General features: G+C 63.1%; 20 protein-coding genes. 6 read left to right on the top strand and 14 right to left on the bottom strand.

The window, feature by feature from the left end:
* The first annotated feature begins 18 nt into the window (after positions 1–18).
* Both AC5WNJ_RS08795 and AC5WNJ_RS08790 read left to right on the top strand, forming a co-directional pair.
* Positions 19–483 carry a type II toxin-antitoxin system RelE/ParE family toxin gene (locus AC5WNJ_RS08795; protein WP_347237555.1) on the top strand — a complete coding sequence of 155 codons (465 nt, stop codon included), beginning with the start codon at positions 19–21 and terminating at the stop codon, positions 481–483.
* Positions 371–700 carry a HigA family addiction module antitoxin gene (locus tag AC5WNJ_RS08790; protein WP_153635856.1) on the top strand — a complete coding sequence of 110 codons (330 nt, stop codon included), beginning with the start codon at positions 371–373 and terminating at the stop codon, positions 698–700. Before AC5WNJ_RS08795 ends, AC5WNJ_RS08790 begins: the two co-directional genes overlap by 113 nt.
* Positions 701–843: 143 nt before the next feature.
* On the opposite strand, the gene AC5WNJ_RS08785 is transcribed toward AC5WNJ_RS08790, so the two are convergent.
* The 4 genes from AC5WNJ_RS08785 to AC5WNJ_RS08770 all read right to left on the bottom strand — a co-directional run bounded on the left by AC5WNJ_RS08785 (position 844) and on the right by AC5WNJ_RS08770 (position 4627).
* Complete coding sequence (locus AC5WNJ_RS08785; protein WP_153635855.1) at positions 844–1836, bottom strand: DMT family transporter; 993 nt, start codon at positions 1834–1836, stop codon at positions 844–846.
* Positions 1837–1997: 161 nt separating this feature from the next.
* A complete protein-coding gene (locus AC5WNJ_RS08780; protein WP_153635854.1) occupies positions 1998–3155 on the bottom strand; it encodes a DMT family transporter in 1158 nt (385 codons plus the stop codon).
* 208 nt (positions 3156–3363) lie between these two features.
* Positions 3364–4098 (bottom strand): AraC family transcriptional regulator, encoded by a 735-nt coding sequence (locus tag AC5WNJ_RS08775; RefSeq protein ID WP_225346705.1) that lies wholly within the window; start codon positions 4096–4098, stop codon positions 3364–3366.
* 64 nt (positions 4099–4162) lie between these two features.
* Positions 4163–4627, bottom strand: coding sequence for a carboxypeptidase regulatory-like domain-containing protein (locus tag AC5WNJ_RS08770; RefSeq protein WP_215822789.1), 465 nt, complete (start codon positions 4625–4627; stop codon positions 4163–4165).
* A 587-nt stretch (positions 4628–5214) separates the two neighbouring features.
* Here AC5WNJ_RS08770 and AC5WNJ_RS08765 point away from each other — a divergent pair.
* The 4 genes from AC5WNJ_RS08765 to AC5WNJ_RS08750 all read left to right on the top strand — a co-directional run bounded on the left by AC5WNJ_RS08765 (position 5215) and on the right by AC5WNJ_RS08750 (position 9982).
* Positions 5215–5763: a sorbitol dehydrogenase family protein gene (locus AC5WNJ_RS08765; protein ID WP_215822787.1), complete on the top strand. Its 549-nt coding sequence runs from the start codon at positions 5215–5217 to the stop codon at positions 5761–5763.
* A 156-nt stretch (positions 5764–5919) separates the two neighbouring features.
* On the top strand, positions 5920–7533 hold the full coding sequence (locus AC5WNJ_RS08760) for a GMC family oxidoreductase (protein ID WP_225346704.1): 1614 nt from the start codon (positions 5920–5922) through the stop codon (positions 7531–7533).
* A 2-nt stretch (positions 7534–7535) separates the two neighbouring features.
* Positions 7536–9065, top strand: coding sequence for a c-type cytochrome (locus tag AC5WNJ_RS08755; RefSeq protein ID WP_225346703.1), 1530 nt, complete (start codon positions 7536–7538; stop codon positions 9063–9065).
* A gap of 383 nt (positions 9066–9448) precedes the next feature.
* Positions 9449–9982, top strand: coding sequence for a hypothetical protein (locus AC5WNJ_RS08750; protein WP_175088822.1), 534 nt, complete (start codon positions 9449–9451; stop codon positions 9980–9982).
* Between the two features lie 115 nt (positions 9983–10097).
* On the opposite strand, the gene AC5WNJ_RS08745 is transcribed toward AC5WNJ_RS08750, so the two are convergent.
* From AC5WNJ_RS08745 to AC5WNJ_RS08700, 10 genes are all read right to left on the bottom strand, one after another.
* Positions 10098–11138 carry a hypothetical protein gene (locus AC5WNJ_RS08745; RefSeq protein WP_225346702.1) on the bottom strand — a complete coding sequence of 347 codons (1041 nt, stop codon included), beginning with the start codon at positions 11136–11138 and terminating at the stop codon, positions 10098–10100.
* A 344-nt stretch (positions 11139–11482) separates the two neighbouring features.
* Positions 11483–12694, bottom strand: coding sequence for a dicarboxylate/amino acid:cation symporter (locus AC5WNJ_RS08740; RefSeq protein WP_225346701.1), 1212 nt, complete (start codon positions 12692–12694; stop codon positions 11483–11485).
* Positions 12695–12992: 298 nt separating this feature from the next.
* A complete protein-coding gene (locus AC5WNJ_RS08735) occupies positions 12993–13325 on the bottom strand; it encodes a hypothetical protein (protein WP_495929394.1) in 333 nt (110 codons plus the stop codon).
* A gap of 17 nt (positions 13326–13342) precedes the next feature.
* Positions 13343–14263 (bottom strand): MFS transporter, encoded by a 921-nt coding sequence (locus tag AC5WNJ_RS08730; protein ID WP_495929392.1) that lies wholly within the window; start codon positions 14261–14263, stop codon positions 13343–13345.
* A gap of 179 nt (positions 14264–14442) precedes the next feature.
* On the bottom strand, positions 14443–15468 hold the full coding sequence (locus AC5WNJ_RS08725; protein WP_225346698.1) for a LacI family DNA-binding transcriptional regulator: 1026 nt from the start codon (positions 15466–15468) through the stop codon (positions 14443–14445).
* Positions 15469–15614: 146 nt separating this feature from the next.
* Complete coding sequence (gene rbsB, locus AC5WNJ_RS08720) at positions 15615–16517, bottom strand: ribose ABC transporter substrate-binding protein RbsB (RefSeq protein WP_225346697.1); 903 nt, start codon at positions 16515–16517, stop codon at positions 15615–15617.
* A gap of 122 nt (positions 16518–16639) precedes the next feature.
* The gene (rbsC, locus tag AC5WNJ_RS08715; RefSeq protein WP_107334720.1) at positions 16640–17617 is read right to left on the bottom strand and encodes a ribose ABC transporter permease; all 978 of its coding nucleotides are present in this window, start codon (positions 17615–17617) and stop codon (positions 16640–16642) included.
* On the bottom strand, positions 17617–19248 hold the full coding sequence (locus AC5WNJ_RS08710) for a sugar ABC transporter ATP-binding protein (RefSeq protein ID WP_495929390.1): 1632 nt from the start codon (positions 19246–19248) through the stop codon (positions 17617–17619). The genes rbsC and AC5WNJ_RS08710 overlap by 1 nt, the downstream gene beginning before the upstream one ends.
* Positions 19248–19667 carry a D-ribose pyranase gene (gene rbsD, locus AC5WNJ_RS08705; protein ID WP_225346695.1) on the bottom strand — a complete coding sequence of 140 codons (420 nt, stop codon included), beginning with the start codon at positions 19665–19667 and terminating at the stop codon, positions 19248–19250. Before rbsD ends, AC5WNJ_RS08710 begins: the two co-directional genes overlap by 1 nt.
* Positions 19668–20078: 411 nt before the next feature.
* Positions 20079–21674: an MFS transporter gene (locus AC5WNJ_RS08700; protein ID WP_225346694.1), complete on the bottom strand. Its 1596-nt coding sequence runs from the start codon at positions 21672–21674 to the stop codon at positions 20079–20081.
* Positions 21675–21960: the final 286 nt, after the last annotated feature.

Raw genomic sequence — 21960 nt, 5'->3', positions numbered from 1 at the left:
TCAGGGTAGAACCGCTTGATGCACAACGTGGTTGTGCATAGAATGAGGAAAAAAGGTGCTGCCATGGCGGTGGAATTCAGGGATGTGTGGCTCGAGCGCTTCTATGAGCATGATGTTGGCCACCGCAAGATACCTGCGGCGCTCTCCAGTTCGCTCTACCGAAAGTTGCAGATTCTCGATGCCGCAAGTCAGGAGTCTGATCTGAGGGTTCCACCGGGCAATCGGTTCGAGCATCTGCAGGGCAATCTCGCAGGTTATTGCTCGATTCTTGTCAACAAGCAGTATCGACTCATCTTCCGGTGGGAGGCAGGGGTCGCCCATCAAACACATCTAGACCCGCTGCTTACAAGGGCTAGAGGAGGTAGCAGTGATGAGAAACACCCAGCGGCGCCCGCTGACGGTAGGAGAGATGTTGACGGCAGAGTTTCTGGAGCCGATGAACATCGATATCCGCACCCTGGCCGAGGCGATGGGAGTGCATAGAAATACCCTGAGCCGTATCGTGCATGACAAGGGCACCTTGACGGCACCGATGGCCATCAAGCTGGCGGCTGCGCTAGGCAATACGCCGGAGTTCTGGCTCAACATCCAGCATGCCGTGGAGCTTTGGGATGTGCGACATCGTGCCTACGCGCAGGATGCCAAGGGCGTACGTCGGATAACACCGCAAGTGGATGCCGGCGAGCTTGCCTCGCATTGACGGCGCGCGCTCTTCACGGCGAGTGATTGAGATGGCGTGAGCCCGAGAGCTTATGCCCAGCAATGCAAAGCCCCAGCCTGAATTTCAGGTTGGGCTTTGTGTTTTTCGTTTCCGGGGCCATCTCGTCGAGCCGCTCGCGTTGATCAGGCGGTTGCTGGCTTCACCTGAATCAGCAGGCAGACCGCGATCAGCGCCATGCCGAGCCAGCCGAGCGGTGCGATATGTTCCCCGACGATGGTGATGGCGAGCAGCGCGGCGACCAGCGGTTCGAACAGGGTGAGCAGGGTGGCCTTGCTGGCGGCAACGGTCTTCAGGCCGTAGCCGAAGGCAATATAGCCAAGGAACATCGGTACCAGCGCCATGTAGAGCGCGACCGATGTGTTGCCGGGGGTGGCGAACAGGCGCGGGTCGGCCATCAGCATGCTGAGACCCAGGCCGGCGATCAGCGCGATACCGGCGACGCCGAACAGGCTGCTCATGGCAGCGCGGGCGTGGGTGCCTTGGTCCATCATGCGCCGGGCGATCAGCGAATAGGCGGCGTAGGTCGTGCCGGCAATGATACCCAGCACGATACCGCCCAGACGTTGCCAGTCAGCATCAGGCACGCCCCCTGACCCTGTCACCATCGGGTCGCCGCTGGCGCTGACGGTGGCAAGTTCCCCGCCATGAGTGGCCGTTTCGCCCATCGCCATCATCGCCACACCGGCAATGCCCAGCGCGAGGCTGATATACCAGCTCAGAGTGAGTTGGTGGTGGCCGAACAGGCGCTCCAGAATCGCCGCGGCCAGTGGCGCAGTGGCGATGGTGATCACCGTGCCGATGGCGACGCCGGCCAGATTCATCGAGGAGTAGAAGGCCAGCGGGTAGATGACGACACACACGGCGCCGAGCAATACCCAGCGCTTCTGCGCCATCAAAAGGCCTAGGCAGCCCATGATATTGGGCCGTGCGATCACTGCCTGAAGCAGGCCGCCGACGCCCATGGCGAAGGCGCCGGTCGCCAGCGGGCTGACATCCTGATTGAAGTGGGCCGCCGTGCCGGTGGTGCCCCACAGCAGCGCGGCAAACAGGACGGCCAGGCTTCCCATGTCGGTCGACCTTGCAGACCCGGCGATATCGGAGCGTGTGGTTGTCATGGTGATGTCCTTGCGTGTATTGCCAATCCCTTGGCCGTTTTCAGTCGCCGCATGAGCGCTGGCGAAAGTGTGCTGGAACCACTTTCGAGCAGTTGAGTTGCCGCGCCGGCTGGCTGCCGCTCAGTGCGCACTGTGACTTGCCCTCAATTTCATCAATGCCGTCAGGCGTCATGACGCTGCCATGGGTCCGATCCTTGCTCCGACCCTTGCTTGGCATCGCGGCCATGCTCGGTATCGCTCCACGGATCATGCTCACCCCAGTGGGCAGTGTCGCCGTGTGTCTCAGCTAGCGCGTCGCAGGCCGTGTCGGGCGTCGTCCAGGCCGCGAGGTCTGCCTGCGGGCTGGCCATCGGTGCCTGCGTTGCCTGCGGACGCAATTGCAGCATCAGGCAGGTCATGATCAGCACCATGCCGATGGCGCCCATCAGCGTGAACTGCTCGCCGACCACGATGACGGCCAACAGGCCCGCCACCAGCGGCTCGAACATGGTCAGAACCGTCACCCGGCTGATGGGCACGCTGGCGAGCCCGCGCCCGAAGATGAGGCTGGCCAGCAGCATCGGGATCAGTGCCATGTAGATGGCGACCGCCGAATTCACCGGCGTGGCAAACAGACGTGGATCGAGGAGCAGGCAGCTGATGGCCAGGCCGATCAACAGCAGGACGCCGGCACAGCCGAACATCGCCCCCATGGCCGCACGGCGATGCACGCCCAGCAGCATCATGCGTCTGGCAAGCAGCGAATAGGTGGCGTAGCTGGCGCCGGCCAGCACGCCCAGCCCGATACCGATAAGCTTGTGGCTCTCGCTGGCAACGCCGCTGGCAGTGGCGTTTGCCGCCGTGTCTGCCAGGCGTGTCTCGCCCATGGCCATCAACCCCACGCCGGCCATGCCCAGCATCAGCGCCGTGTACCAGCGCGCACTGACGCGCTTGCGATCCAGCACATATTCCAGCACCGCTGCCGCTAACGGCGCCGTGGCGATGGTGATCACGGTGCCCATCGCGACGCCGGTGTATTCCATGGCCGAATAGAAGGCCAGTGGGTAGACGATGATGAACAGCGCCGCCCACAGCACGAGATGCTTGTGGACCAGCAGGGCGGCCAGCTCCTCATGGAGGATTCGTCGCGACAGCACGGCCTGCAGAATGCCGCCAAAGCCCATGGCGAAGGCGCCGGTGGCCAACGGGCTGACATCCTGATTGAAGTGGGCGGCGGTGCCGGTCGTGCCCCATAGCAGGGCGGCCGTGAGGACGGAAAGATTGCCGATCTGGCGTTCCAGCGCTGGGCGGAAGGGCGTCCGGGAGAAGGAGTGCTGCATGGTGGATGGCTCGCAATGAAGTGTATCTCGGTGTGCACGAGATTACGCGGCATCGCGAGAATATATTGTGCTGAAACTACGCTCTGATCTGCCAGGAGAAGCAAAAAACGTCATATACCACCAGCATGCGGTGATTGACTGCTGGGTTCGGGGACTCAATCGGTTGTTCAGATGATCGTGTCAGTCAGTCAGTCGGTCATTCAGTGATTCAGTCATTCGGGGGAGTGAGGCTCGAATACTGACGCGTCATCTCGCGTGGCGACTGGCCGAAGTAGCAGGAAAAGCGCCGCGAGAAGGCGGAAAGGTTCTGATAGCCGACGGCCTCGGCGACCTGTTGGACGCTGAGATCGGTATGGATCAACTGCGCCCGCGCGCGCTCCATGCGTCTGGCGGTCAGGTACTGCTTGACGCTGACGCCCAGATTGTCGCGGAACACCTTGTGAAACTGGGTCGGGCTCAGGTGGGCGAGTCGGGCCAGTGATGCCACGTCGTGGGGCTGGGCCAGCTGCGCGTTCATGACGTCGAGCACTCTGAGCAGACGACGATCGACGCGTTGATCACAGGTCTGCTTCTCCAGCAGACCGAGAAACAGCGCGATGGAGAGCTGATCGATGTGCTTGTCGACCTCACCCTGCAGCTGCGCTTCGAGAAACAGCAGGTAGTTCATCAGCAGGGTACTGATCGAGAACACCACGCGTTGCGACGCCGCGAGATTGTCGGGCAGGTAGTCCAGGTCGGCGACGATGAAACGCGCGGCGTCCTTGGCATGGAACAGGTGCGCCTCCCCGGGGCGAATGATGACGCACTCGCCGGTGACCACTGTGCCATGATGGCTGCCGACCTGGATATCGAGATGGCCGCGGATCGGCAGCACCAGCTGGTGGTGGTCGTGGTCATGACTCGTGGCCTGCGGGGTATAGGCGCGCAACGAGAGTGTCGTCATGGTGCGATGGCCATCATCCGGCGATGCAAGGGCAGCAAGCAGAGCAAGAGGAACACGCGGGCCGTCAGCGGCTCAGCTCGATGCTGCGGGTCTGGCCGCGGCCGACCTGCACCTGACTGAGAATCAGCGGGCTGCGTGTGCCGTCCGGCAACTGGATGACACCGGCGACATAGAAGGTGCCGGACGGCAGGCCAGTGGCATTGAAGTAGCCATTGCTGTCAGTGCGCACGATGTGGGTATAGGCCTGGGCACGGGGGTCGGCGCGAGACGCCGTCTTGCCCGCCAGCGCCAATTCCGCGGCTTCGGCGGAGTAGGTGGTGACCGGCGCGATCGAGATGCCCGCCCGGTTGGCGTAGATCGTCTGGCCCTGCCACTCATAGGACATGCGGCCCTTGATCACCGAGGTGCCGGTCTTGTCGAGCTTGGCGTACTCCGCCTCCGGGAAGGCGACGGTGCGCTGGACGCGTTGCTCGCCCTGTTCGGTCTGCGAGGAGGAGCCGAAGTCCGGCAGCGAAATGCTGTCGGCCATGCGCGAGGCGCTTTCACACCCGGCAAGAACGGCGGTGCACATGAGCAGAGCGAGTGGAGTACGCAAGTGACGAAGCATGGCGAGTCTTCCCTGAAGTCGAGTTGATGGGCGGCGCGGGCGTCGGCTCGTGAGCGAGCCAGTCTGGCCACAGCTGTTGCCTTTGCCCCACATCCTACTGCGCCGAGCACAGTCAGGGAACTGTCGGCGAGCGGGAGACAGGCGCGGGTGACTCTTCCGTCAGGCATCGGCATTCGTGGGCATCCGCTGGTAACTCTCGCGGTTTCGAACGACCCTTGTCAGTAGGCCAGCAGCAAGCGTTTGTCCGTAAGCGGGCTGGGTTGCGCAAAGCATGTCTCTGGAGTTGCTTAAACAGGAACTACTTGTTCATTATACGTTTGTCTATAACGTGATGGCGCTTGTTACCATGCAACTCATCAAACCCTGTGCAAGGGCTGCGCAAGAGCTGTTCAGAACCGCTCAAGGTCTGCTGGTGTGCTGTTCGAGTGCTATTCGGGTGCAGCACACAGGTGGCAATACCGCCTTGTGCGCTGGCGTCGGGTGAACCATTCATTGTCCGGGAGGGCCGCATGTCGACATCCCAGAGCGCTACTGATCCTTCACGTCGCCAGCTATTGAAGCTGGGGCTCGGTGGGGCAGGCATTGCCGTGTTCGGCGGCCTGTCCCTCCAGGCCCTGGCCGAGACAGTCGCTGACGAGCAACAGACGCAGGATGACAGTGCCTTCGCGACGTTCATGGTCCTGTCGCGTTGGTTGCTCAGCGACAAGACCTTGGATGAGCGGCTGGGCCAGCGCTACTTCGAGGCGCTGGCGAGAATTCCAGCCGAGGGAGTGCCCGGTGTCGGCAGCTTGCCGGCCCTCAAGACTCGCTTGCTGGCCCTGGGCGAGTCGCGAGAGTACGTGAAAAAGGAAGACCTGAGTGACGGCGAGATGGCGCTGGTGCGCCGTCTGCTGCAGGCCTGGATGCTGGGCACGGTCGGCAAGTCGATCAGTGACCCTGCCGCCGAGGTCATCGCTTTCGAACGCGCTGGCATGTATGCCGGGCCGCGCGATGTGCAGGTGGTGCGTACCTATTGCCCCAATCGCCCGGGGTTCTGGGCAGAGGCACCCAAGGCCTGAGTGGTCACGCTTTCTCCCCAGGCTTGCGCGTGGCGGATGGTCGGGCCTTGAGTCCGTGCTTAGACCTCAGCTCCTGACATCGCCTGCATGCCAGACCTTCCAGGGGCGTCCTGACTGCCCCTGTTGCTGTTCCCAATTTCCCGAGGAGAATCCTGCATGGCCGAGGAATCCCGTGCGTATGATGCCGATGTGATCGTGGTCGGTTCCGGCGTTGCCGGTGCCCTGATCGCACATCGCCTGGCCGAGGCCGGCAAGTCGGTCATCATGCTGGAAGCCGGCCCGCGCATGCAGCGCTGGCAGATCGTCGAGCGCTTCCGCAACCAGGCCAACAAGATGGACTTCATGGGGCCCTATCCTGCCAGCAAGGCGGCGCCCCATCCGATGCTCTACGGCGAGAATGCCGACTATCTGGTGCAGAAGGGCGAGCAGGCCTACGACGCCCAGTACATTCGCGCGGTCGGTGGCACTACCTGGCACTGGGCGGCGTCTTCCTGGCGTTTTCTGCCCAGCGATTTCGTGCTCAAGAGCGAGTATGGCGTCGGGCGCGACTGGCCGATCGGCTATGACGATCTGGAAGACTATTACTTCCGGGCTGAGGTTGCGCTGGGTGTCTGGGGGCCGAATGATGTCGATCTCGGCAGCCCACGCAGCGCCGAGTATCCGATGGCGCCTCTGCCGCTGTCGTGGAACGAGCGGCGGGTCAGCGAGCGCATCAATCCCCACGGCTTTGACATGGTCACCGAGCCGGTGGCGCGCAACAGCCGCCCCTATGATGAGCGCCCGACCTGCTGTGGCAACAACAACTGCATGCCCATCTGCCCGATCGGCGCGATGTATTCCGGCATCATCCATGTCGAGAAGGCCGAACGTGCCGGTGCCAGGCTGATCGACAATGCCATCGTGCATCACCTGGAGAGCGACGCCAGTGGCAAGATTCGCGAGGTACGTTATCTGGACCCCGAGGGCACGCAGCATCGCCTGAGTGCGGCGCGAGTGGTGCTGGCGGCCAATGGCATCGAGACGCCCAAGCTGATGCAGATGTCGGTCAACGCCCATACCCCCGATGGGGTGGGTAACCAGAACGACATGGTCGGCCGGCATCTTATGGACCATCCCGGCACCGGGGTGAGCTTTCTGGCCGATGAGCCGCTGTGGGCTGGGCGTGGCCCTCAGGAGATGACCTCCATCATCACCTGGCGCGACGGCGACTTCCGCAAGGACTTCGCGTCCAAGAAGCTGCACCTGTCCAACATTGCCCGCACGCAGCAGATGACGACCGAAGTGCTGTCGGAAACACCGCTCAGGCTCGGCGCGGATCTGCAGGCGCAGATCGATAACCGCGCCAGCCGCTATGTGCAGTTCGACAGCTTCCACGAGCTGTTGCCAGAGGCCGCCAATCGCATCACGCCGTCAAAAAAACATGACGCTCTCGGCCTGCCGCGCCCGGAATTCCGTTATGCTATCGATGATTACGTCAAGCGCAGCGCCGCGCATACCCGTGAACAATATGCGCGTATCGCTCAGCTGATGGGAGGCACCGACATCGCGTTCCGTGATGAGTTCTCCAACAACCAGCATATCTGCGGTACGACCCTGATGGGAGACAACCCCAAAGATTCCGTGGTGGATCGCGATTGCCGAGTGCATGGCCATGACAACCTGTTTGTCGCCAGCTCCGGCAGCATGCCCACCGTCGGGTCGGTCAATTGCACCCTGACCATCGCGGCGTTGTCTCTGCGTATTGCCGATCTGCTCGAACAGGAAATATAAGCATGGTCCCGCACGTCCGTACTGCTGGCACCCGTGATGCCATTGATGAGAAAGGTCGCGGTGCCCGCCCGATCCTTCGCCCCGCACGCCTGACCCGTGCCGTCCGCCTGGCCGCCATTGCGGGCACCAGCGCCTTGTTGCTCAGCGCCTGTGGTAGTGGCGAGGACGAGCACGCCAGCCAGGTGGAAGCCGACAAGGCTGCCACCAATGACCCCGCGCTGATCGAAAAGGGTCTGTACATGGCGCGCGCCAGCGATTGCGCGGCCTGTCACAGCACCGAGGACGGCGATGAATATGCCGGTGGCCTCGGCTTCGAGACCCCGGTGGGCGAGATCTACGCCACCAACATCACCCCGGACACCGAGCACGGCATCGGCAACTACACCCTCGAGGAATACACCCGTGTGCTGCGCGAGGGCGAGGCTGCCGACGGCCACAACCTCTATCCGGCGATGCCGTTCCCGTCCTACGCCCGTCTGACGGATGAGGACATCAAGGCGCTCTACGCCTGGAACATGCATGAGGTGACGCCGAGCAGCACGCCCAACCGCGAAAGCGAGATTCCGTTCCCGCTCAACATGCGCTGGCCGATGGCGCTGTGGGAAGAGATCTTCTCGCCGCTGGAGCCGTGGCAGGACCACGAGGACAAGAGTGCCGACTGGAACCGTGGCGCCTATCTCGTCCAGGGGCCGGGCCACTGTGGCAGCTGTCACACCGAACGTGGCTTCGCCTTCCAGGAAACGGCACTGACCGGTGATGAAGAAGGCTATCTGGGTGGGGCGATGATCGAGGGCTGGCGCGCCTTCAACCTCACGCCGGACATGCAGGATGGTCTGGGCAGCTGGAGCGAGCAGGATATCCAGACCTATCTGGCGACCGGCAACCTCAAGGGCAAGGCGCAGGCTGGCGGCCCGATGGCGGATGTGGTCGAGCACTCCATGCGTCACATGAGTGAAGATGACCTGCGCGCCATCGCGGTCTATCTGAAGTCGATTCCGGCGGTGGATGGCAAGGGCGAGCAGGGCGAGGCGGTCAATGATGGCGATCGCGAGGCCGAAAGCGAGCCGCAGGTCGCCACGCGCTTCAATCAGGGCGCACCGGCCGATGACGTGCTGTTGCTGCGCGGTCAGCCGCTGGACAAGCGTCCCGACGATGAAGATCTGATCGGCCAGCTGACCGATGCCACGCCGGGCGTGCGTCTGTATCTGGGCCACTGCGCCATGTGCCACGGCGCGGATGGTGCCGGCACCCAGGATGGCTACTACCCGTCGCTGTTCCACAACAGCGTGACCGGCAGTGTCTATCCGGACAATCTGGCCCAGGCGATCCTCAATGGCGTGCAGCGTGAGAACAATGGCCACAGTGTCTTCATGCCGGCCTTCGATGACAGCCTGACCGATGATGAGCTGATCAATCTGATGGACTATCTCGAGAATCGCTTCGGGGAAGGCCATCAGTCCGAGACGCTGGCATCGCCCGAAGCGCGTCGTCAGCAGTTGAGCGACAAGCTCGAGGACTGGCGCAAGCACTGAGTCCGGTGCAGGCACTGAGGTCTAGGCTGACAGGCCTGCACAAGTGCTGGGTAACCGCTAAAAAAGACAGCCCATGAAAGCGGGCTGTCTTTTCCGTGACCTGCGCCACGGCGCCGACATGCGATTATCGTGTGCGTTCAGTGCCGTCTCATCCCGCGCTCGGTATCCTCCACGACTGGATCATCCATGACTGGATCGTCCATAACTGGTTCATCCGTGGCTGGCGATGTCACACAGTTGGGGTAATATTGCCCCATGCAGGACCCCCGATTCACATTCATCCCGCTCGGGTTGCGCTCAAATGCAGCACAAACTGAAGAACTGCGGTAGAATGTGCGCCCAGACTTTAGCTCTTTATCAATTATTCGAGGCAACATAGCAGTATGACCGACGCTAATCTTGACGACCAGCTTGCATCCCTGTTTCAGGAGCAGGACACCAAGCAGGACCAGAACGCCCGCATCAAGGAGCTGGAGCGTCAGCTGCGTGAAGCCAGCAAAGAAGCCGACAAGCTCCGCAATGCCCGTGACAAGGCAAAGAAGGAAGTCGAAGACCTGCGCGCTCGCAACGAACGCCTGAGCGAGAAAGCCGCAGCCTCTGACAAGCACCGCAAGCAGGTCGAACACGAGTTCAACCAGAAGCTTGTGCAGTACAAGGCACGTCTGGCACGCGAACAGGCCATCGCCCAGTCTCGCATGATGCCGATGGGCGCAGCCGTCGAGGAAGCGACCGAAGAAGCCGATGCGACCTCTCTGGAAGACCTCGGCCTCAACGCTGCCGCTATCCGTGCCCTGACTGACGCTGGCTACGACGATGTCGCCAAGGTTCGCAAGGCTCACGCTGATGGCGTGATCTCTGAAGTCAAGGGCATCGGCCCGAAGGCTCAGTCCCAGATCGCTGAAGCCCTCGACGCCTGATCGTTGCCTTGATCGAAAAAACCCGCCAATCGGCGGGTTTTTTTTGTGTCTGTCATTTGCCCTGTGGCGGGCATGACTGTTGGGCCTACGGCCGGGTCTACACCTGGGTCTACTGCTATAGCTCAGGCCAGCTGACCGCTGACTGCTGCTTGCCCAGCCAGTCCTTGAGGGCGGTGCGCATGTCGGCGGTCGGGATAGCGCGCCCGTTCAGCGCATGCACCACCTTGGGCAGACTCGGCGCCTCACCGGCATCCGCCGGCCAGGCCTGCTTGAGCGTGAAGGCGAGCTTCATCGGCTCTTCGCCGTGCAGGCTCTGCTGCATGCGGGCGTGTGCGACGGACAGAGACTCGAGCTCGGCCTCAAGGCTCGCATCCTCGATATCGGCGCGGCTGACCAGCAGCATGCGCGGCAGGTCGAGCATGTCGGCGCGCGGCAGCCAGTTCTTGGACAGCGGATGCAGCGCCACCAGACGCGTCGCGTCATCGCCGTTGAGGAAGGCGGCGTGCATCTTGCGGCTGTTGATCAGTGCCTGAGGCGCATCCCCTACATATTCATCGCCTTCGAGCTCTTCCAGCGAGCGCGGGCTGACCAGCTGCATGCTGGAGCCGACCTTGACCTCGATCCACTGCTTCAGCGCCAGATGCGAGCGTGCATCGTCATCGCGCATCACCACTCGCACCGCACGCGTGGTGTCATTGAGGAAGCGGATCAGCAGCTCCTGCGGCTCGAACAATTCGGTGTAGCGGATCAGCTCATCGCGCGCGACCAGGCTGACATCGTCGAGATCCGCGCCGTCCAGCACTCGCAGTGACATGCCGCTGTCGGTCAGTGCCTTGAGCATCTGCGGCGTCAGGTAGGCGGCGTCGAGGCTACCATCGCTCAGCCCTTGCTCCACGGCCTCGGGGCTTGAGAACTGCTTGAGCATCAGCGGGCTGCTCAGTTGCTCATCGAGGGTGCCCTCGGCTTCAAGCATCACGGCGGGACTGACGCTGACGCCGCCATCGGCGGGCATGCCGATCTCCAGCGCGCTGGCGTGCTGGGCAAGGGTCAGGCTGGCAGTGGTGAGCGACAGGGTGGCGAACATGCGTGCCAGACGCGGGCGAGATATCGGTAGTGATATCGAAGGACAGAACAGTGCAGGGGGAAGCAGGGACATCTGGCACTCCGGCAACGGTAACAGGGTGATGGCGTACGGCAGCGATGACAGCACTCGCGCGTGGGCGCCAATGGTAGCCGTTTGGCCTGTGGGTGTCAGGCACGGCGCGGCGTCATGTCTCACCTCGCCGCCGGCACGCCACCCTGCGGGGTGGTTGAGAGGATGAGCGCGAGGATGACCGTGAGGAAGACCGTGGAGATGAGCGTATGGATGGCCGCTGGCATGAAAAAGCCCCGTCTCCGAAAGGAGGCGGGGCTTTTGACGACTGTCAGCACAGGTGGCTCAGCTCACTTCTTGCACGGCTCAGAGCATGCGACAGCTCACGGCTCAGCACATATGGCAGCTCACGGCTGTGAGCGTGCCACCGGTGCTTCACCGGTCGCGGCATCCAGCTCCGGCGTAGCTACCACACCATCGCGGCGCGCGAAGTGATCGACCCACAGCGCGATCACGCCATCGCCGGTGACGTTGGTGGCGGTACCGAAGCTGTCCTGGGCCAGATACAGCGCGATCATCAGGCCAAGTTCCGCCTCGCCAAAGCCGAGCATGCTGCCCAGCACGCCAAGCGCCGCCATCACCGCGCCACCCGGTGCCCCGGGCGCGGCGATCATGGTCAGGCCCAGCATGATCAGAAACGGAATCACTTCGCCGAGGCTTGCGAGTGCCAGGTTGTGGCTCATCATCATCACGGCAGTGGCGCAGGTGACGATGGTGATGGTGGAACCGGACAGGTGGATGGTGGCGCACAACGGCACGCTGAAGTTGGCCACTTCATCGCTGACGCCATTGGCCTTGGTCTGACGCAGGCTGACCGGAATGGTCGCCGCCGACGACATGGTGCCCAGCGCCGTCAGGTAGGCCGGCAGCATGTTGCGCAACAGGCCCAGCGGAGAACGACGCTGGATAAGGCCGGTGATCAGGTAGGCCGTGCTCAGCCAGATCCAGTGCATCACGATCGCCAGCACCAGCACCTTCCAGAAGGTATCCAGAGTTGACAGCGCCTTGCCCTCGTAGGCCATCTCGGCAAAGGTGCCGGCGATGAACAGGGGCAGCAGCGGGATGATGACGCGATTGAGGAACACCTCGACCACTTCACGCGATTCGAAGACGGCGCTTTTCAGGGTCGGCAGTTCGCGGCGGCTGATGACCACGCCGAACACGAAGGCCAGCACCAGGGCCGTCATCACCGGCAGTGCCGCGGGGATTTCGAGATCGAGAAAGGGAGTCAGGGCATCGCGGCCTTCAGCGACCGGCGCCATGCCGGACAGCATGCCGGGCAGCAGGTTGCTGGCCACCAGGAAGGCGAAGATGCCGGCCAGAATCGTCGACCCGTAGGCCATGCCGACGGTGCGACCCAGCATGGCGCCGGAATTCTTCGGCAGCGACGCGATGCCGCTCATGACGTAGAACAGGATGATCAACGGGATGGTGAAGTTGATCAGCTGGCCGATGATGACCTTGGCGGTCAGCGCGGCACGTACGAGGGCATCCGGGGCCATCAGGCCGATCAGCAGGCCGGCAATGATGCCGAGGATAAGTTTGACGATGAGCTTCATGTGGATCTCGAGGGTTTGACGGGTTCTTGCCCCGATAACGGGTCGTGAATCGCGTACCACCTCGGCGACGCACCGAAATGGCGCGCAGAGTTTACCTGAATTGCGCCACCATTTCAGGCGCCTGGCCAGCTGCCGTGGCATGGGGTGTGATTGCCCATGACTCGACGTGCTGACCAGGCGCCATCTCAGGCTCTCAGCCGTTCATCGCTTCGCTTTCATCACTTTCGCGCTTTCTCTCCTTCGCGCCTCGCCTGCCCATCCAGCGCTTCGCTTGCGCTCTCGCCTCACTGTCTTTATCTCACTGTGATGAAGAGGCCGAGCGGCGCTGCTTCACACCATGATGCACCAGTGCCACCGCTGCCAGTGCCAGCCCGAACAGCGACATGCCCTGCCAGCCATACACGCTCATCATCTTGACGCCGATGGCGGAACCGGCTGCCGCACCGAGGTAGTAGCACAGCATGTAGACGGCGTTCATGCGGCTCTGGGCCTTGGGGTCGATCGAGAATACGCGCACCTGGTTGGGAATCTGAGCTGCGAAGACGCCCAGGTCCAGCGGGATGATGCCGACGATCAGCCCTGCCAGGCTGTTTCCCCAGAGGCCGAGCGCCGCGAAGGACGCCAGCACCATCACCAGGGCGAAGCTGATCAGGCGCCCTGCGCCGACACGATTGACCAGACGGCCCGCCGCCTTGGCCCCGAAGATGCCGGCCAGCCCGATGATACCGAACAGCCCCGCCTGCTGGACGCTGTAGTCAAACGGCGCATCGTGGCCAGCGTCGCCCACATGGCATTGAAGGCCGCGAACCACAGTGCGCCGGTCAGTGCGGACTCTCGCAGCAGGGCATGTTGCTTGAACAGCGTGCCCATCGAGAGGATCAGTCTGGGGTAAGCCATCTGCACGGCAGGCGCGCGACTGGGCAGGTGACGATGCAGCAGCACACCGATGATGATGGCGAGGATGGCCGCGACCAGGAAGACGCTGCGCCAGCCCCAGTATTCGCCAATGCTGCCGCTCAGGGTGCGTGACAGCAGTATGCCGATGGTCAACCCCGTCATCAGGGTGGCGATGTTCTTGCCGCGCGCCTCGGGGGTGGACAGCGAGGCGGTCAGCGGAATCAGCTGCTGGGTGATGTTGGCGCCCAGCCCGGCCACGAAGCTTGCCAGCAACAGCGGCCAGAAGCTGGGTGCCAGGAAGATGCCCAGTGAGGCCAGTGCCAGGATGATGGACAGATTGCGGATAAGTTGGCGCCTGTCCATGGTGTCGCCCAGCGGCGAGATCAGCAGGATGGCGGCGGCGTAGCCGAATTGGGTCGCGGAGGGAATCAGGCCGATCAAGCCCTGGCTCACGCCCAGTGAGCGGGCCATCTCTGCCAGCAGCGGCTGGTTGTAGTACAGATTGGCGGCAGTTGCAGCGACCGCGATCGCCATCAGCAACAGCAGGCCACGGCCAATGGCGGGCGTGCTGTCGGCGTCCGATGTCGATGTCGGCGAGGCTGGGCCTGACTGGACAGTATCTGATCGGGCTGTGTCCGATCGGGAAGTGCTGGAAGGGGGAGTGCCTGTCACCTGGGTGTCCTCATGTGCGTGCTGCCAGCCGTGGCAGCGGTGATTCACGAGGGGCAGGGTAGGCAGTGTTCACCTATAAGAGAAATGTTGGTGTTTGATATGTTTGATACTCAACCGGTATAGATCTGTGATCTATCCTGGAGGCGCTCAATACTTACTGTGCTCAAACGTGGCTGCGCTCAAACGTGGCTCTGAAGGCGCTGGCCTGGCTGCGCGACACTGTCGCGTTTCACCAACCTCGGGGCCAGTTGGGTCTGGCCCGGGAAGGGGGTGCCTTCCAGGCGCGCGATCAGCTGATCGACGGCCGTGGTGCCCAGCGCATAGATCGGCTGGCGGATGGTGGTCAGGGCGGGTGAGAGATAGGCACTGATCTCGATATCGTCGTAGCCGATGATCGAGAGCTGCGTGGGTACCTCAAGGCCCAGGTCTCGAGCGGCGCGCAGACAGCCCAGTGCCAGCAGGTCATTGAAGGCGAAGATGGCATCGGGTCTGTCGGCCGGATCGGCCAGCAGCAGATGGGCCGCGCGATGACCGTCGGCCAGCATCAGCTGGGTCTCGATCTGCCAGTCCTCGGCAAGCCCCAGGCCGGCGGCGTGCAGAGCGTCCAGCGCTCCGCTCAGTCGCTCGCGGGAACGGGCATGATCGCGAGGCCCGGTCAGCAGGGCGATGCGTTCGATCCCCTGCTCCAGCAGGTGTTCGATGGCGAGCCTGCCCCCCAGGCGTGAATCATCATTGACCACCGTCATGTCCCAGCCCGGTTGGGGCTCGGCGTCCATCATCACCGTGGGCAGTGGCAGAGCACTGAGCGCCTCGAGAAAGCCGGCTCCGTTCTTGGCGGTCATCACCACCAGTCCATCGATGCGTCGGTCCCGCAGTGTCTCGAGATAGCTGAGCTGCTTGGCGTCGATATCGTCGCTGTTGCACAGAATCAAGCTGTAGCCCGCCTGGTAGCAGCGGTCCTCGACGCCGCGGATCACCTCGGCGAAGAAGGGGTTGTGCGCATTGGTGACGATCATCCCGAGGGTGTGGCTACGGTTGGATTTCAGCGCGCGGGCGACGCTGTCCGGTCGATAGCCGAGTGCGGCGATCGATTCGCGTACCCGGGCCTCGGTCGCACTGGCCACCGGGCGGGTGGCATTCACGACATGCGACACCGTGGTCACGGAAACTCCGGCGTGTGCCGCCACATCCTTGAGTCGAATCACATCTCTATCCCTGGTGGTGAAAGTCGAGTGGGCGTCACTGTCCCTGCGAGGCGAGCAAGACACGCCATTGAAGGAAAGACGGAAAAACGCCGGCCAGTGGCCGGCGTCCTGTCTTGCGATGAAGAGGGTGCGAGCCGTGCGGTCGCTTATTCGGTGATCAGCTTGAGCGGCACGGAAATGGTCTTCTCGACGTCTTCGTCCTTGAGCAGCTTGTCGGCGGTATCGACGCCGAGGCTACCGATCAGTGCCGGTTGCTGGGCGACGGTGGCGCCCATCTTGCCGGCCTGCACGGCCTTGATGCCTTCATCGGTACCATCGAAGCCGACCAGCAGGATGTCCTTGCCAGCGGCCTGCAGGGCACGCTGTGCGCCGAGCGCCATTTCATCGTTCTGTGCAAAGACGGCATTCACGCTCGGGTGCGCCTGCAGCAGGTTCTCCATCACGTTCAGCCCCTGGGTGCGGTTGAAGTTGGCCGGCTGAGTGGCCACCAGGCTGAGGCCTGACTGGCCGTCGATGGCCTTCATGAAGCCTTCACCACGATCGCGCGTGGCCGAGGCGCCGGCGACACCTTCCAGCTGCACGATCTCACCTTTGCCTGCGAGTTTCTCAGCGATGAAATTGCCCGCCAGTTCACCCCCGGCGACGTTGTCGGAGGCGACGTGCGCCGCGACCCGACCGCCGTTGGCGCTGCGATCCAGTGTCACCACCGGCACATCACGGCCATTGGCGGTGCGCACGCTTGAGACCACGGCATCGGAGTCGGTCGGGTTGATCAGCAGCAGATCGACGCCGCGGGACAGGGCGTCCTCGACGTTGGACAGCTCACGCGCGGCGTCATCACCGGAATCCAGCACGATCAGCTCGTGGCCCAGTTCCTCGGCCTTGTCCTTGGCACCCTGCTGGAGGCTGACGAAGAACGGGTTGTTCAGCGTCGAGACCACCAGCGCGATCTTGTCGGCCATGGCGGATTGCACCGGCATCAAGCTCAGGCCTGCGGCAGTGATGGCGGTGGTCAGCGTGGAGGTGAGCAGTTTTCCGTTCTTCTTCATGGCGATGGTCCTTTCATTGTTGTCGGCGACCCGCTGAAGGGCCCCCGTGGTTGGCGCACGGGGGCGAGGGTCTTCGATGCTGCAGGGAATGAAATCGTGTCGTGTCTTACGTACTTGCTCTTCTATTTCTGCGCACGGCTGTCGATCAGTACCGCAAGCAGTATGACAGCGCCCTTGGCGATCATCTGGTAGTAGCTGGAGACGCCCATGATGTTCAGCGCATTGTTCAGCACGCCGATCACCAGTGCACCGATCAAGGTGCCAAAGATGCGCCCGCGGCCACCCATCAGGCTGGTACCGCCGATGACGACCGCCGCGATGGCGTCCAGCTCGTAACCGGTGCCGGCATTCGGCTGTGCCGAACCCAGACGTGCGGCGAGTATGGCACCAGCCAGTGCCGCGAAGGCACCCGCGATGGCATAGACGCTGATCTTGATGCGATTGACGTTGATGCCGGACAGGCGCGCGACCTTCTCACCACCCCCGACCGCATAGACGTGGCGCCCGAAGCGGGTGTGATGCAGCACGCCCCAGCACAGCACGTAGACGAAGAACATCATGTAGATCGGAATCGGCACGCCGAGCCAGTAACCGCCGCCCAGATTCCAGAAGCTGTCCGCGGCTTCGCTGACGCCGATGGAGACCGGACGGCCATCGGTGTAGACGAGCGTGGCACCGCGCAGCACCGTCATCGCCACCAGCGTGACGATGAAGGCCTGGATGCGACCGAAGGCGACGAACAGGCCGGAAATGGCGCCCAGGCCGGCACCGGCGATGATGGTGCCCGGCACACTCAGCCAGGGGGAGAGGCCGGCGGCGGTCATCGAGGCCGCGAAGGCGCCGGTCAGCGCTAGTACTGCGCCAACGGACAGATCGATGCCCGCGGTGAGAATGACGAAGGTCACGCCCATGGCGATGATGGCATTGATGCTGGTCTGGCGGAGCACGTTGAGCAGGTTGTCAGAAGACAGGAAGTTGTCGGACAGGCCGGCACTCACGGCGATCAACAGGGCCAGCGCGATCAGCGCCTTGTTGTCGACCAGCAGACGCATGACGTCGAGGCGGCGGCCGCTGGCGGCAGAGGAAGAAGGAGTAGACATCAGTTCGGCATCTCGTGGCGGGAAGCGGAGGAATCGGGGGTAGAAGACGGGCGGATGGCATCGCGTGATGCAGCGCTGGACGTTGACGTGCCATTCGCGGCGTCGTTGCCACTGTTGAGGGGGCTCTCGAGGCCCGAGGCCGCGGTCATGATCGCTTCCTGGGTCGCGTTCTCACGGCTGAACTCGCCGGAGATGCGCCCGTCGGCGACCACCAGAATGCGATCGGCCAGGCCGAGCAGTTCGGGCATCTCCGAGGAGATCAGCAGCACGCACTTGCCCTGGCGCTTGAGCTCGTTGATCAGCAGGTAGATCTCGCGCTTGGCGCCGACATCCACGCCACGGGTCGGTTCATCGAGAATCACCAGCTCCGGCGCCGGCATCAATGCCTTGGCCAGCGACACCTTCTGCTGGTTGCCGCCGGACAGGGTATCGACCGGCTGGTCGGTATTGCTGACCTTGATCTGCATGCTCTTGACGAAGCTTTCGACGGCGGCGGCTTCCTCGCCATGGCGAATACGCCCGAACGCGCCACAGAAGCTGGGCAGGGCGCTCAACGACATGTTGTTGGCCACCGAGTGAGGGAGAATCAGGCCCGCCTGCTTGCGGTCTTCCGGCACGTACACCAGGCCCGCGGCCAATGCCTCGGCCGGCGAGGCGAAGCGCACCGGCTGGCCATGCAGCTTCACACTGCCGGCGCTGATACGGGTATCGCCGCACAGGGCGCGGGCCAGTTCGGTACGCCCGGCGCCCATCAGGCCGCCAAAGCCGAGCACTTCCCCGCGACGGGCCGAGAAGCTGATGCCCTTGACACCCGGCGCCTCGAGATCCTCGACCTCGAGCATCGCTTCGCCATCAGGGGTGGCGGGCGTATAAGGGTAGCGCTCGGCCAGCTCGCGGCCGACCATCAGGCGAATCAGGCCATCCTCATCCAGTTCCGCCGTCGGGCCCTGGTGGATCATCTGGCCATCGCGCAGCACGGCGACTTCATCGCACATGCTGAAGATCTCGTTCAGGCGGTGGGTGATCAGGACCAGCGAGCGGCCCTCGGCGCGCAGCTCCGCCACGACCTCGGCGAGAATCTCGGTCTCGATGTCGGTCAGCGCATCGGTGGGCTCATCCATGATGATGATCTCGGCGTCCAGCGACAGCGCACGCGCGATCTCGACCATCTGCTGCTGACCGATGCTCAGCTCGCTGACGGCGGTGCGGGAATCCAACGATTGGCGCAGGCGGTCGAGCAGCTGGCGGGCATCGCGATGCAGACGCTTCCAGTCGACGGTGCCCAGCGCGGTGCGTGGCTCACGGCCGAGAAAGATGTTCTCGCCGGCGGACAGGCCTGGCACCAGATTGAGTTCCTGGTGGATGATGGCGATGCGGCTGTCCATCGCCTGACGTGGAGTGGTGAAGACCACTTCCTCGTCACGCAGCCAAAGCGTGCCGGCGTCATAGCGATAGACGCCGGAGAGAATCTTCATCAGCGTCGACTTGCCCGCGCCATTCTCACCGGCCAGCGCATGCACGCGCCCCGCGCGCAGGGTCAGATCGACACCCTTGAGCACGCTGACCCCTGAGAAGCCCTTGTCGATGCCCTTGAGTGCCATCAGCACTCTCGGTTGTGCATGGCTCTGCATCAGAAGGGCACCCCACAGTGCAGGATCACGTTGGCGTACGGCGTGCACTCGCCCGTGCGCACGATGACGCTGGCCTCGGGTAGCGCCGCCTTGAAGGCTTCATGACTGAGTTGCTGGCGAGTGATCGGCGTGAGTGACAGACGATCCAGTGTATCCAGACGTTCGATGATGGCGTCATGGAAGGAGGGGCTCTTGACCGGCAGCTCCTCGGCCAGGGTCGTGGCCTCGATGCACAGCTCGGCCAGCAGGGCGTCCAGTACCGGCAGCATGGCGGGCAGGCCGGAAACCACCGCGAGGTCGACACAGGGCACGCCCTCGGGAATCGGCAGGCCTGCGTCGGCGATCACCACGGTGTGGGTATGGCCGAGGCGGGCGAGGTGGCCACTGAGAGGTCCGTTCAAGATGCCGTGTCGTTTCACGTCGCAGTCCTTGGGTAAAGCAGGAATGAGTCGATCCAGTATCTGAATCCGCTGGTTCACAATGGCGCCAATTATGAACCGCAAACGTTTGCGGTGCGGTAAGCGATACGTCGTAGGTGCTGTAGGGTGACTACCTTTCTGTAGTCTGAGGTCTAGTGCGGGGTGTGCAATGGTAATTATTTATTAGGGTCTAGCCGCTGAGAATGAGAAAAACACTGGGTATGTGGCTTGGAAATCGTCGTCGCTGAGTCTCTATCGTTTTGCGCCTTCTTGGTTTCCCCCGAACGTTATCCTCTCCTTGTTCCGCCCGCCGCTATTTCGCCCGCTCCAACCAAGAACACCGCCTCTCAGGGCGGTGTTCTTGGTGATCTCTTTTTTATCTCGTCAATTTCGGCATGCCGTCAGGCGTGATCAGTAGCTCTCGCGCTCCGGTTCTGATTTTACGCGACGTTCCTCTTCGCTGAGGTGCTGGGCCTGCTCGTCGATATGGCCATCCAGGTGCCAGTCGTCTTCCATGCCGGTGACGCGGTCGTTCATCACGCCTTCCTCATTGTCGACCTGCTGCACGACGCCTCCTTCTGCTTCGGAGGCCGCTTCCTGTTGCTGGGTAGCGAGCTCTTCCTCGCTCAAATCAGGCTCAGCATCGAAGTCGAATTCCAGCTGACCGGTTTCCGGCTCGGTGATGGCTTCCTCGACCCAGGCGGCGCTCAGCGGACTGGTGGTGGAGGGCGCCACCACATAGTGGCCGGGGTGATCGCCTTCCTCGGCCTCAAGCTCCTGACGCGGCTTGCTGGTGACACTGGCGGCCAGAATCACGATCAGCACGTGAATGGCAGTCAAGGTATAGAGGAAGCCGACGGCCCCGAAGCGCTCCATCAGAAGCCCCGCGGTGAGCGGGCCAAGAATCGCGCCGGCACCATGCATCAGCACCAGCGTGCCGCTGGCGGAGATGATCTGGGCCGTCGTCAGCAGATTGTTGGCCGCCGCCAGGAACAGCGAGTACTGGGTCAGGATCAGCCCGCCGAGGCCTGCACCCAGCAGCGCCATGGTCATCATGCTACCGCCACTGAACGGCACGCCACCGATGGACAGCGCGATCGCCCCGAGACTGCAGCCCAGAATCACCTTCTTGGCCGACAGCTTGTCGGAAAGCTTCCCCAGCGGCCATTGCAGCAGGGCGGCCCCCAGAATGAAGGCGCCCATGAACCAGGAGACTTCCTGCACCGGCAAGCCCGCGCGGTCGGCATACACCGCGCCCATGCCGAAGACGGTGCCGTTGGCGATACCGGTGGCAAAGCCGCCCAGGGTGCCCAGCGGTGCCAGGCGCAGCAGACGTACCAGCCCCATGGCCTCCGGCTGAGCGCCTTCCGGTTGCGGTGAGGCGGACAGCAGCATCGGCACCAGCGCCAGCGACATGATCACCGACACCAGGATGAACAGCAGATAGGTGTCCGGGTTGGCGACGTTGAGCAGCAACTGGCCGCCGCCCATGCCCAGATAGGTGATCACCATGTAGATGGCCAGCAGACGGCCACGCATCTGGTTGGTCGCCTGGCTGTTGAGCCAACTCTCCGCCACCACGTAGAGGCCGGCGAAGGCGAAGCCGGTGATGAAGCGCATCGCGATCCACACCTCGGGCACCACATAGAGCGCATGGATCAGGATGCACACCGAGGTGATGGAGGCCAGCGCCGCGAAGGTGCGCACATGGCCGACCCGGCGCAGCTTGCGGGGCGCAAGCGTCGAGCCGAGCAGGAAGCCGGCGAAGTACGCCGACATGATGATACCCGTCATGGTGTTGCTGAAGCCTTCCGAGGAGGCGCGAATCCCCAACAGACTGCCCTGCAGCCCGTTGGCCAGCATCAGCATCCCCATTCCCAGCAGCAGCGACCACAGAACGACCGCTGCGCCGAGACTGCTGGTCGGCTGCAGTCGTTTGCGCGTGGTGTCGAGAGGCTCGGTCTCGAAGGTGGGAGTGGGTACGGCTTCCTGCTGGGGGTGCGGCATGGAAGGGGCCTCATCGGTCGGGGTCGGGACCGTGGGAGCGGTGCCGACGAGATGTCAGGTACGACACTTGCGTGCGTGATGTTGGTCAGTCGTGGTTGGTCCTTGCGGGAACGGCGCTCAGTCTACCGACCGAATCCGGAGTCTGCGACCCGTGGCGCGCCATTGCGTGGTTGAAAGGCGACATATCGTGAAATTTGTCTCAAGGATGTAATGGGGTGGATGAATATACAGTCCCTCATGAAATCATGACCCGATACGACCCAGGACACGCCGACGATGTGAAAGG

The organism is Cobetia sp. PDI-23MA, assembly GCF_059507735.1.
This window is presented reverse-complemented; position numbering and strand designations above follow the sequence as displayed.